The 12,233-nt window shown below is 38.3% G+C and carries 12 protein-coding genes and 1 other RNA gene; 8 read left to right on the top strand and 5 right to left on the bottom strand.

The window, feature by feature from the left end; genetic code table 11:
* Position 1 precedes the first annotated feature (1 nt).
* The 7 genes from LC455_RS20200 (at position 2) to LC455_RS20165 (ending at position 6,877) form a co-directional block, all read left to right on the top strand.
* Positions 2 to 1,267, top strand: a complete 1,266-nt coding sequence (locus LC455_RS20200; protein WP_223593419.1) for a ribonuclease H-like domain-containing protein — start codon at positions 2 to 4, stop codon at positions 1,265 to 1,267.
* A gap of 373 nt (positions 1,268 to 1,640) precedes the next feature.
* Positions 1,641 to 2,069 carry a CotD family spore coat protein gene (locus LC455_RS20190; RefSeq protein WP_223593417.1) on the top strand — a complete coding sequence of 143 codons (429 nt, stop codon included), beginning with the start codon at positions 1,641 to 1,643 and terminating at the stop codon, positions 2,067 to 2,069.
* A 119-nt stretch (positions 2,070 to 2,188) separates the two neighbouring features.
* Positions 2,189 to 2,752, top strand: a complete 564-nt coding sequence (locus tag LC455_RS20185; protein ID WP_223593415.1) for a DUF1273 domain-containing protein — start codon at positions 2,189 to 2,191, stop codon at positions 2,750 to 2,752.
* A gap of 66 nt (positions 2,753 to 2,818) precedes the next feature.
* On the top strand, positions 2,819 to 3,121 hold the full coding sequence (gene gpsB, locus LC455_RS20180; protein ID WP_223593414.1) for a cell division regulator GpsB: 303 nt from the start codon (positions 2,819 to 2,821) through the stop codon (positions 3,119 to 3,121).
* Between the two features lie 80 nt (positions 3,122 to 3,201).
* Positions 3,202 to 3,600: RNase P RNA component class B (gene rnpB / locus LC455_RS20175), an RNA gene on the top strand.
* Positions 3,601 to 3,747: 147 nt separating this feature from the next.
* A complete protein-coding gene (locus LC455_RS20170) occupies positions 3,748 to 4,893 on the top strand; it encodes a THUMP domain-containing class I SAM-dependent RNA methyltransferase (RefSeq protein WP_223593413.1) in 1,146 nt (381 codons plus the stop codon).
* 58 nt (positions 4,894 to 4,951) lie between these two features.
* On the top strand, positions 4,952 to 6,877 hold the full coding sequence (locus LC455_RS20165; RefSeq protein WP_223593412.1) for an ATP-dependent DNA helicase: 1,926 nt from the start codon (positions 4,952 to 4,954) through the stop codon (positions 6,875 to 6,877).
* A 39-nt stretch (positions 6,878 to 6,916) separates the two neighbouring features.
* Here the strand turns inward: LC455_RS20165 and LC455_RS20160 are convergent, their stop codons facing one another.
* From LC455_RS20160 to LC455_RS20140, 5 genes are read right to left on the bottom strand one after another with little or no spacing between them, the layout of a single operon-like run.
* A complete protein-coding gene (locus LC455_RS20160; protein ID WP_223593410.1) occupies positions 6,917 to 7,216 on the bottom strand; it encodes a metal-sulfur cluster assembly factor in 300 nt (99 codons plus the stop codon).
* An 11-nt stretch (positions 7,217 to 7,227) separates the two neighbouring features.
* Entirely contained in the window at positions 7,228 to 8,472 is a 1,245-nt protein-coding gene (locus tag LC455_RS20155; protein ID WP_223593408.1) for a hypothetical protein, read from the bottom strand.
* Positions 8,473 to 8,485: 13 nt separating this feature from the next.
* A complete protein-coding gene (locus LC455_RS20150) occupies positions 8,486 to 8,692 on the bottom strand; it encodes a DUF2249 domain-containing protein (protein ID WP_223593406.1) in 207 nt (68 codons plus the stop codon).
* A gap of 15 nt (positions 8,693 to 8,707) precedes the next feature.
* The gene (locus LC455_RS20145; protein ID WP_223593404.1) at positions 8,708 to 8,941 is read right to left on the bottom strand and encodes a DUF2249 domain-containing protein; all 234 of its coding nucleotides are present in this window, start codon (positions 8,939 to 8,941) and stop codon (positions 8,708 to 8,710) included.
* A 21-nt stretch (positions 8,942 to 8,962) separates the two neighbouring features.
* A complete protein-coding gene (locus LC455_RS20140) occupies positions 8,963 to 9,655 on the bottom strand; it encodes a Crp/Fnr family transcriptional regulator (RefSeq protein ID WP_223593402.1) in 693 nt (230 codons plus the stop codon).
* Positions 9,656 to 9,869: 214 nt separating this feature from the next.
* On the opposite strand from LC455_RS20140, the gene LC455_RS20135 reads away from it, so the two are divergent.
* A complete protein-coding gene (locus tag LC455_RS20135) occupies positions 9,870 to 12,233 on the top strand; it encodes a nitric-oxide reductase large subunit (protein WP_223593400.1) in 2,364 nt (787 codons plus the stop codon).

The raw sequence follows: 12,233 nt of genomic DNA, 5'->3' as shown, positions 1-12,233 counted from the left end.
AATGTCATTAAAAAATAAATTAAATCGGCTAAAGCCGCACCTTACTAGCGGAAATCAGCCGGAAAAAATAGAAAAGCCGCCCATAGTTCCTACAATTGATGTGCCATTCCGGGAAAAATGGGCGGGCGAAAACATATTTCCTTATTATATGGATCAGGATTATTGCTTAATCAGGGAAGTGAAATATCCGATTTCCGAGAAGCATGGGATTTATTATTTTCGTGACTTTCTGACTGCAGTGGCCCTATGGAACAAGCGACCAATTAATCATCCGTTATCCGCACAAGGCCATCAGCCTGAGGATTTATTCTTCTTTGATACCGAAACAACTGGACTAGGGGGAGGAACCGGAAATACTATTTTTCTATTAGGGTATGCAAGTTTCGTCGGGGAAGAACTAATCTTAAGACAACATATTTTACCGCACCCAGGGGCGGAAGTTCCTTTATACCAAAGTTTTTTAGAAAAAGTGAATTATAAAACGCTTGTCACGTATAATGGAAAATCCTTCGATTGGCCGCAGGTTAAGACGCGTCATACTCTTGTGAGAGAACATGTTCCGAAACTTCCGGCTTTTGGACATTTTGATTTATTCCATGCAGCCAGAAGGCTATGGAAGCACAAAATAGAAAAGATGAAGCTGGCTGTCGTGGAGAAAGAGATTCTAGGGGTTGAACGGGTAGATGATATCCCTGGATTTTTGGCTCCAATGATCTATTTCGATTTTGTTGAAAGTAAGCAGCCAGAGGGGATGCTGGGAATATTAAAACATAATGAAATCGATATTTTGTCATTGATCACATTATATACTCATCTAACTTTTCAAATCTGCGGAATTGACGAGAAGCAAACGAGATCAGAGTCCTTTGAAGTTGGCCGATGGTTTGCGGGCTTAGGGGAGAAAAGGGAAGCGGAAAAGGTATTAAAAAAGCTTGTTGAGGGCAGTGATTTCCCTTCGTATCAAGCAAAACTTGCTCTCGCTTTGCAGCACAAAAAAGACCAGAATTGGGAAATGGCTCGGAAATTGTTTGCCGATGTTGTCGATTCCAAGGATGAAAAATTAACGCTTGAGGCCTGCTTAGAGCTTGCTAAAATTTATGAGCATAAAGTCAAAGATTATAAGAGTGCTATTTTTTATTGTCATGAAGCGATTTTAATCGTTACTCAAACTTCCAAACTTCCTAAATTAACCGGTGAGTATTCCTATGAACAGCTTAAAAAAAGAAGTGAACGGTTAGAACGAAAATTAGCAAAATTTCCTGGGTAAGCGCAATTTTCGTCAAAAAATGTAATAACTCTGCTCTTTTCGTCAAGCTTCGATATGCTGTCACAAAATCTTAAAAATTTATTTTAAAAAAATCATTTTTCCATATTGTTAATCATAGTTGAAAAGGGTAAAATGTTAAATTGTGTTGAGTTAAAACACGATAGAAACAATATGGAGTGGTAATATGTATAAAGCAATTTTGTTTGCCTTTTTTGTAGTTGTTTGTTTAACTGCCTTTGTTTTTACGAATTTAAAAGATAGCTTTTATTCGTTTTTATAAGATTAGCAAAAATAGGTATTTTCCTTAGTACAAGAGTAATCCCTTTTACATAGGCTGTTAATGTAAACACAATATTTGAAGGGAGATTATGAAATGTATTTAGGAACTAATTTTACACCGCCAGTCATTCATCCGACTCAGAACTTTGTGAACCATACGTTCTCAACTACAGTGGTACCGCACATTCATCCAGTACACACTACAACTATAAATCATCATATGTTCCAACATAAACATTACTGTCCGCAGACTGCATCATGTGCTGAAGAGGTATGTAACCAACATATTAATTGCTGCAACCCATGTGCACCAGTAATGCCAGTATCGAATGCATTACCGAATGTTGTACCGGGAGCAGGTGCTCCAGGATTTGCACCAGGAGGTCCAGGATTTGGTCCAGGATTCGGCCCAGGAGGTCCAGGATTCGGCCCAGGAGGTCCAGGATTTGGCCCAGGAGGTCCAGGATTTGCACCAGGAGGTCCAGGGTTCGCTCCAGGACCTTTTATGGGACCTAGACCTTAGGGGTCATTGCTAATTACAGGGGCTTTTTAGCCCTTGTTTTTTTTATTGTTTACTATATGTTATGCTTTGTTTAAAAAAATGTTTGTCCATTTTTAAATTTTTTAATGAGGAGAACTTCCTTGAATAAAGTATTGGCAATTTCAGGTTATAAGCCCTTTGAATTAGGTATTTTTAAAAATGACCATCCGTCAGTTTTCTATATAAAAGCGGCCATTAAAAAGGTCTTAATGCCAATGGCAGAAGAAGGGCTAGAATGGGTGCTCATTAGCGGCCAGCTTGGAGTGGAATTGTGGGCAGCCGAAGTTGTGTTTGAAATGCAATCAGAATTTCCTGAATTAAAGCTTGCAGTCATAACACCATTTTTGGACCAACAAGTATCCTGGAATGAAACTAATAAGGAATGGTATGAATCTATACTCGCTCAAGCTGATTTTATTGATTCGGTTACAAAAAAAGGCTATGAAAAACCATGGCAATACCGTTTAAAGAATCAATTTTTTATTCAAAAAAGCGATGGTATGCTTCTCCTTTACGATCATGAAAAGGAAGGAAGTCCCAAATATTTATATGAATTAGCGCAGCAATATCAAAATAATCATTTGTATTCAATTAACCTGATTACCTTTTATGATTTGCAGATGATTGTGGAGGAAGAGCAATTAAAGCGAACGGATTATGAATAGATTGACAAAAACACTAATTTTTGAAAAAATAATAGGTAATGATTGGCTAAACTTGAGGTGATTTGAATGCTGTCAGATAAAGTGAAATTAACAGCTAAGGATATTTTAGAAAAAGAGTTTAAGACTGGAGTACGTGGTTACAAACAAGAAGATGTTGATAAATTTTTAGATTTAATTATTAAGGATTATGCAACGTTTCATCAGGAAATTGAAGATCTTCAACAAGAGAATTTGCGTTTGCGCAAACAGCTTGAGGATACATCTAAAAGACAGCCTGTTGCCCAACCGGCAGGAACAACCAATTTTGATATTCTAAAACGTCTGTCCAATCTTGAAAAGCATGTTTTTGGCAACAAACTTTACGATTAACAGATTTTATGACATTTCCTAATAAAAACCATTGAATAAACACCATGAAATACATATAATAAGAAATGTCATCATTAATGACGTTCGGGTAATCGCTGCAAGGAGCTATTGCAACTTGTAGAGGAAAGTCCATGCTCGCACGGGCTGAGATGTCCGTAGTGTTCGTGCCTAGCGAAATCATAAGCTAGGGCAGCAGGGCGTAACGCCTTGTTGACGGCCGGAAAAATACCTAAGTCCAATTGGATATGGTATGAGTACCTTTAAAAGTGCCACAGTGACGATGCCTTTCTAGAAATGGAAAGGGTGGAACGGGTAAACCCCACGAGCGAGAAACCCAAATAATGGTAGGGGCACTTTCTCTGAGGAACTGAACAAGGAGAAGGACAGATTCATCCGAATCTGTAGATAGATGATTACCACCTCAGTACGAGACATAACGGTCGTTTGAAGTACTTTGGTACAGAACATGGCTTACAGAACGTTATTAATGGGAATGTAAAGTGCATATATAACGGCCTTCCTTTTAAGGAGGGCTTTTTATATGTTTCGATAGACTCTGAATTTTTCAGCGATTTTAGCCAATAATGGATACTGTATAATTATGTGAAAGAGTTAAGGGTGAAAAAATGGGTAAATATCAACTAATAGCAACTGCTGCTATGGGGCTCGAAGCATTAGTAGCGAAAGAAGTGCGAGCGCTTGGCTATGAATGTCAAGTAGAGAATGGGAAAGTTACATACACGGGGGACGAATCTGCTATTGTCAGAAGCAACTTATGGCTTAGAACCGCTGACCGGATTAAGATTAAGGTTGGTGAATTTAAAGCTTTTACCTTTGATGAATTATTTGAAAAGACTAAGGCCCTGCCATGGGAACAATTCCTGCCAGAGGATGCGGAATTTCCAGTCATTGGGAAGTCGGTTAAATCAAAGCTCTTTAGTGTTTCGGATTGCCAAGCGATTGTAAAAAAGGCTATTGTTGAGCGGATGAAAAAACATTATAAAAGGAATTCCTGGTTTGAGGAAAGCGGGGCATTGTATCGGATTGAAGTAGCATTATTAAAGGATGTCGTAACGATCACAATTGATTCCAGCGGTCAGGGGCTGCATAAACGCGGCTACCGTACGGATCAAGGGGAGGCACCACTTAAAGAAACTCTGGCAGCAGCACTGGTTATGTTGACGAATTGGCGGCCTGATCGGCCCTTTATTGACCCGTTCTGCGGTTCAGGCACGATTCCGATCGAAGCAGCAATGATTGGTCAAAATATCGCACCGGGTTTTAATCGAGAGTTTGTATCAGAAGGGTGGAAATGGATTCCAGCCAAAGTTTGGGATAATGCCCGAAATGAAGCAGAAGATCTTGCCAAATACGATCAGCCTCTCGACATTACCGGATCAGATATTGATCATCGGATGGTTAAAATTGCTCAAGAGAATGCTTTTGAGGCTGGTTTTGCTGACTTAATTCAATTTAAGCAAATGCAAGTTAAGGATATATCTACAAATAAAGAATATGGTACGATCGTCGGCAACCCTCCATATGGTGAAAGACTTGGTGAGAAAAGAGCAGTCGAGCATATGTACAAAGAAATGGGACAGGCGTTTCAAAAACTTGATACGTGGTCCATTTATATCCTTACTTCTAATGAAGAGTTTGAACAGTTTTATGGTAAGCCGGCAACAAAGAAAAGAAAATTGTTTAACGGTTTTATCCGAACAGACCTTTATCAATATTGGGGGAAAAAGCCTCCGCGTCTAAGTGAGTCTTAAATTTAACAAACAACTTTTATAAGCGTCGTCTAGGGCGCTTTTTTTTTGGAGGGTTAACATGCAGCAAGGACTACCGTTTGAAGTTTCGAAATCGGAATCATTTTATGATAAGTTGAGTGAATGGATTGGCGATTTATTTTATGATATTTTGCCGGAAGCCGGCTTTGAGCTCCGTGATGAACAAATTTATATGGCTTTCCAGCTTGAAAAAGCTTTCAAGGATAAAAAGGTGATGTTTGCGGAAGCGGGTGTAGGAACAGGAAAAACGATCGTTTATTTACTTTACGCCATTATGTATGCTCGCTATACAAATCGTCCTGCCATTATTGCCTGTGCGGATGAGACTTTAATTGAACAGCTTGTCAAAAAAGAAGGTGATATTGCTAAATTAGAAAAGGTCCTAGGTCTGGAGGTTGATGTGCGCCTGGCAAAATCCCGGGACCAATATTTATGTCTAAAGAAACTGGACCTTGCAAGGGGTGACGATTACTCAGAAGGTATTGCCAATATTTATGAACAATTGCCTGATTTTGTTCATGCCAGTGGTACCATGCAGAATTTTGAGAAGTACGGTGACCGGAGGGATTATCCGGCATTGTCAGATGAGCATTGGGGAAAAGTCAATTGGGATGCCCTTCAGGATTGTTTTTCCTGTGAAAAACGCCATCGCTGCGGCCTGACATTACACCGGGAATTTTACCGGCATGCTAAGGATTTAATTATCTGCTCACACGATTTTTATATGGAGCATATATGGACAAAAGAATCACGAAAGCGTGAAGGACAATTGGCCCTCCTGCCAGAACATTCGGCTGTCGTCTTTGATGAAGGTCATCTACTCGAATATGCTGCACAAAAAGCCTTGAGCTACCGTTTTACTGATTATACATTAGAGACGCTGCTTACCCGGTTAATGGAAAATGAAGTTCGAGAAAAAACCTTGTATACGATTGAAGAAGCATTACTAGAAAACGAAGCATTTTTTGATGCGATATCAAGCTTCTCCTCCTATTCGCAAGGATCCGAAAAACAGATAATTACTAAACATGCATTAGTATTAAAAACCTGCCGGAAATTACTTTCTACCCTTCAAACATTAGAAGAAGAGCTGGTGTTTGAGAGTGAATTATATGTAATCAATGAATATGACTTAAAAATTGTTGAGGAATATTTAGAGCAAATTACTCATTCATTATCGCTTTTTCTCCAAGAAGTAAATGGAATTACTTGGTTTGAAGAAAATGCAGGGGAACGGACGCTTGTCATTATGCCTAAAATGGTTGAAACGGTAATGAAGGAAGAGGTTTTCTCGCAGAAAAAACCATTTATTTTTTCATCGGCAACCTTGGCTAATCAAAAATCGTTCGATTATATAGCTGCAAGCCTTGGAGTTCAGGATTATTTATCCTTTTCAGTCGCTTCGCCGTTCGATTATGAGGAGAAAATGAAGGCATATCTTCCAAACTTCAAGAATGAAACAATCAATGGAAAAATAGATTATCTAATCACTCAAATTAGGGAATCACAAGGACGAGCACTGGTTCTTCTTAATACAAAGGAAGAAATGATGCTGCTAAAACAAAGATTAAAAGGCTCAATTCCGTATCCCGTTTATTTCGAAGGGGATGAAGAAATCAGCACCCTTGTTTCAAAATTTCAAAATGACGAACATGCGGTCCTTTGTTCTATTCATCTATGGGAAGGACTTGACATTCCAGGCAGATCACTTGAAAATGTATTGATTTTTTCACTGCCGTATCCTCCTCATGATCCTGTCTTTACGGCAAAAAGAGAGGGAGTTGTGGATCCTTTTTCAGAGGTGGATTTACCATATATGCTGCTTCGCTTGCGGCAGGGAATTGGGCGATTAATTAGAAGTGAACAGGATAAGGGAACGGTTCATATTTTATTAGATGGAAACATCGACAACAACGTATTAACAAAAATAAAAGATGTTTTACCAACTAAGGCAATAGAGGAATAAGAAAACGGAAGCACCCAATTAACGGTGCTTCCGTTTTATTTACCGTCCGAGTAATCTAAGTCCTTCGGGTGTCATTTTTTCAGGGGACCAAGCTGGCTCCCAGACGAGATTGACCGCTACATTTCTTGTTTCTTCAATTCCATTTATGGAGTAACGTACTCCGCTTGTAATGCTGTCATGCAGCGGGCATCCGGGTGTTGTAAGTGTCATAGTAATCGTAACATCATTTTCTTCTGTAATCTCGATATTATAAATTAATCCTAAATCTATAACGTTAATATTTAATTCAGGGTCATAAACACTTTTTAACTGACTATCGATCTTTTCTCTTAAATTCATTTTCAACACTCCTATTTTTTTAAGACTCTTAAAATACAAATGGCAATCAATATAAATATAATTGAAAGAATACTCTGGCCGATGTTAAAAAGCAGCGCCGATTTAAAAGCAAGTGAAGAAAATACGGCGATCACTGCGATAATAAAGCTTAAAAATAATGGAACAACTACTTTCTCATCCATCATTTCCTTCAAGGAAGGAACCTTTGATTTGCCGATTTCCTTACTATATTTGTAGGTCCACCATAAAAATGGAACAATTTTAAATAAGTACCCGACAATGCTTAATACAATCCAGAGGAGTAGATATGCATATACAAGCGGCCCAACTAGAGTTGAAAAATGCGTGCTCAATATTAGGATAAAAGCAGCAAGATGAATGAGATTTCCAAAAACAATCGCTGTTAATGCAATGGTAAACGGTTTATCGAGTTTTTTCTTTAAACGTTTTTTGATGATTAAGCTAATATGCCAGCTGAAAATCGAAAATCCTGCAAAAAGTAGGAAAATACCAATTTTTAATAAAAAAGTATAATCGGTGAAAAAGGAAATAGCTGTAATGGCTAAACCTGTCATATAGATTCCAAAGACATATTTTGCATGAACCATTGTAAAGCCATGGGATAAAGAAAACATTGGAACCATTTTATAAGAAAATCCGAATATTAATAACGTAAACCAGCCGGTTATACCCATTAATAAATGGGTTTTAAAAATGGATTGATAGTGATTGGCACCAATCCCTGTTTTTAAACAATAAATCAATGTGATTCCCATTAAGATAGTACCGAATAAACAAAACAAGGCAGTGCCGACAAAGGCTGCCAGGATATTGGGTTTTGCCTGACTTCGTAATGTCATAAACATTTGAAATAAAAACATTAATATGCCCAATAGTGTTAGAATCCCTGGTATAAGCGCTTTTTGCGGAGCCCAATAAAGCATGCCTGAAAAGCTTATTATTCCTGCTGCTGTAATGAAAAACTGTATAAATCCGAATTTCTCATTCCAAATTTTTGTTAAGAAGGCAACGGGTACTAGTTGATACATGGCACCCATGGCCGCCATTAATGCCCATCCGAGGACTAATAGGTGAGCAGCTGACCAAATGGCAGGGATTCTAAAGCTGCCTTCAATCATCATTTGTCCCTTTATTAATAAAATTAATTGTGAAAATACTAATGCAAGTAAGCTAAAGAAAATAAAAGAAAAAGGAAGCTTAATATTCGTTTCACTTCCCATGTTTTGAGGAAGCATAGTATTCACCTTCTTAGCGGAAGATTTCGATTTTAAAACTTCCATCGTTTTGTTGTTCTGTTAGCTGCTGGTAACCAAGTTCATCTAACTGCTCGTAGAGAAACATCGGTCTTCGATCATTAATAATGGTTAGGACTTCGCCTTCGGCTAAGGTTTCTAGAGCAGCTAAGGTCCTCATCATAGGCTGTGGAGGCTCTAAACCCCGATTATCTAATATCATTGTAAGCTCTCCCTTCTAGCTTTTTTTCCTAAATATTACTTTCCAATGCTTTGACTCAATTTCCTCTTCTTCATGTGTAAAACCTTTTGCTTTTAGTACAGCAAAAAGGGGAACTGGTTTAAAAGGTGCATGCAGTATAAAAATATCATCATTTTTTAATTCTTTAACAGCTTCCATTATTTTTTGGAAGGGTTCGATTTTATTTTTTAATTCTTCACGGACATCTAATTCAATAATTCTTTGTTCCATTTGGGAAACAACTCCTTATTATTAATAAAATAGTTCCTGTTGGAGTGCATCACTGTCAATGTGATAAAAGCCGTCAAGGTCTTGGGTGATATATTCCTTCTTCTTTACATGATTGATGGCTCTGCTAACGGTTTCTCTGGAGGTTCCAATCATATTGGCCAGTTCACGGTTCGTAAATTGTGTCGTTAATTTATAGCGCTTTCCCAATTTTTCACCATTGGATTTACACAATCTAATGAGCAGTAAAATGATTTGTTCATAAGTATTATGAAGAACCTGGGCTTCTAATCTTCCTTGCAAGTCTACAATTTTCTCACCCAATACTTTAAATAACTTCACACAAAGCTCTGGATAAGAAATGAGAATTTCTTCAAATTTGTCAATCGGGATAACAATCAAATTGGCTTCTTCAATGACTTCCGCATGTGCCGGGAAATTTCCCTGTCTGAAAAATCCAGCATGCGGGAACATTTCACCAGGCTCGAGTACCGATATAATTTGTTCTTTGCCGGAAAAATCCGTTTTATAAATTTTGATTTTCCCGCTATGAATAAAGAAAACTCGATCTAGCGGGTCTTCCTGCATAAAAACATACATCTTATTCTTATAAAAGCGCGTCTGAGCAATCTTAACGAATGGAGCCAGTTCCTCGTTGGATAATTCTTTGAAGATGGGAACAGCCGCTAATCTTTTTTCAATGTCCTCTTGTTTCATTAACATCACCTTAATGTTAGTAATTACTTTAGTTACATTGTAGCAGTGATGTAACAGTAGATATGTGACCTCCGTCATAGCTGAAAAGATCTTTATGAAAATAATTCTCAGTAGTGTGTTAAAAATCACAGTACAAAGATGAGGTGGTTCACTTTGTGACAGTCTTGTGAAAGTTACAATACGGACTGTAATGAAACATGAGAGGATGAAAGGAATGGAATTACAGCGGACGACCTCATCACAACAAGCGGTGAAGGCAAATAAAAATGCACTTTTGAAATCCGTTTTGATTATTACTATTTTACTTAGCTTCACTGTTCTTCTAGCCGGGGGCTATTGGATCTTTAAGGAGCAGGCTCCTAGACCGTTAGAGGTTACGAATGAAAATGGTGAAGTGTTGTTTACAAAAGCATCAATTATGGGGGGCCAGGCGGTTTTCCAAAAATACGGATTAATGGATTATGGTACAGTTTTAGGACATGGTTCTTATATGGGGCCAGATTATACTGCTGAAGCATTAAAGATTTACACTGAAGGAATGCAGGACTATAAAGCAAATGAAAAGTACGGCAAAACCTATGCATCAATAGCAGCGGACGAAAAAACAATAATTAAAAATAAAGTAATAAAAGAAATGCGCAAAAATCGCTATGACAGCAGCAAGGAGACAATGAAGCTGACTGCTGCTCAAGTATTTGGTCTTGAAAAAGTTAGAGCCTATTATAAGCTGGTATTTACAAAGGGTGATGGCTGGGGGTTAAAGGCTAATCTTATTAAAGAATCGGATCTTCCAAAAAGTGACCGTTCCTATGTTGCAAAAGGTGATCAAATCACCCAAATCTCAGATTTCTTCTTCTGGACAGCTTGGCTATCAAGTACCGTTCGTCAAGGTGACAAGATCACTTATACAAATAACTGGCCTTATTATGAGGATGCAGGAAATCAATTATCCTTTTCTGCTATTTGGTGGAGCGGTGCTAGTATTACGATACTTATTTTAATGATTGGTGTTATCCTTTATCTCTTCTATCGCTATCAATTTGGTATGCAGGAAGCGTATAAGGAAGGGAAATTCCCGCGTATCGATTTACGGAACATGCCGGTAACTAGTTCGCAGGTAAAAACAGGAAAGTATTTTACTGTTGTATCAGTACTATTCTTTGTTCAATGTATGTTTGGTGCGCTCCTCGCACACTATTATATCGAACCAGAAAGCTTTTTTGGAATTAAGTGGATCCACGATATTCTTCCATTTAATATTACCAAAGGCTACCACCTGCAGTTGGCGATTTTCTGGATTGCTACAGCATGGCTTGGAATGGGTATTTATGTTGCACCGCTGGTAGGCGGCTATGAACCGAAGAAACAAGGCTTATTAGTAGATATTTTATTCTGGGCATTGGTTGTTCTTGTTGGCGGCAGTATGGTCGGAGAGTGGCTTGGAGCGAATGGAAAATTAGGTAACCAATGGTTCTTATTTGGCCACACCGGCTGGGAGTATATTGAATTAGGACGTATTTGGCAGCTGATCCTGATTGTTGGTATGTTAATCTGGCTTTTCATTGTATTTAGAGGAGTTAAAGCAGGTCTTAAGAGAGAATCCGATAAGGGCGGTCTTATCCATCTATTATTCTACTCTGCGATTGCAGTGCCAGCTTTCTATATCTTCGCGTTATTTATCAATCCAGGGACAAGCTTTACCTTTGCAGATTACTGGCGTTGGTGGATCATTCATCTATGGGTTGAAGGTATTTTTGAAGTTTTTGCTGTTGTCGTTATTGGTTTCTTATTAGTTCAATTAGGATTGGTAACGAAAAAATCTACAGTCAGACAATTGTACTTCCAATTAATCCTATTATTAGGCAGCGGGGTTATCGGAATTGGACACCATTACTACTATAACGGTTCGGCAGAAGTTTGGCTGGGACTTGGTGCCGTGTTCTCAGCATTAGAAGTAATTCCATTAACATTGTTAATTTTAGAAGCATATGAACAGTATAAAATGATGCGTGATGGCGGGGTTATCTTCCCATATAAAGGAACATTCTGGTTCCTAATCTCTGTTGCGATTTGGAACTTAGTAGGTGCCGGTGTCCTTGGATTCCTCATTAACTTGCCTGCAGTAAGCTATTTCGAACACGGACAATTCTTAACACCAACACATGGTCATGCTTCCATGATGGGTGTATACGGCATGTTTGCCGTAGCCGTACTTCTTTATTCTTTAAGAAACATTGTGAAACCAGAAGCTTGGAATGATAAATGGATCAAAATCAGCTGTATTTTATTGAACGTAGGTCTAGCAGGAATGGTTTTCGTTTCGTTACTCCCTGTCGGCTTCATGCAAATTAAAGAAGCATTCTATCATGGATACGCTGCCAGCCGTTCAAGCAACTTCCTCCAAAAAGATATTGTACAAACCATTTTAACGTGGCGTGCGGTGCCTGACACCATTTTCCTTATTGGTGTATTGATTTTAGTTTTATTCTGTTTGAAAGCATTGTTTAATTTACGGAAACCGACTCACAAAGACGAAGAAATACTACCTGTTAAGGATCTTTCTATTGACGAAGATTAA

This window comes from Neobacillus bataviensis, assembly GCF_019969725.1.
The sequence above is the reverse complement of the archived record's forward strand: the minus strand, read 5'-3'. Positions and strand labels throughout refer to the sequence as shown.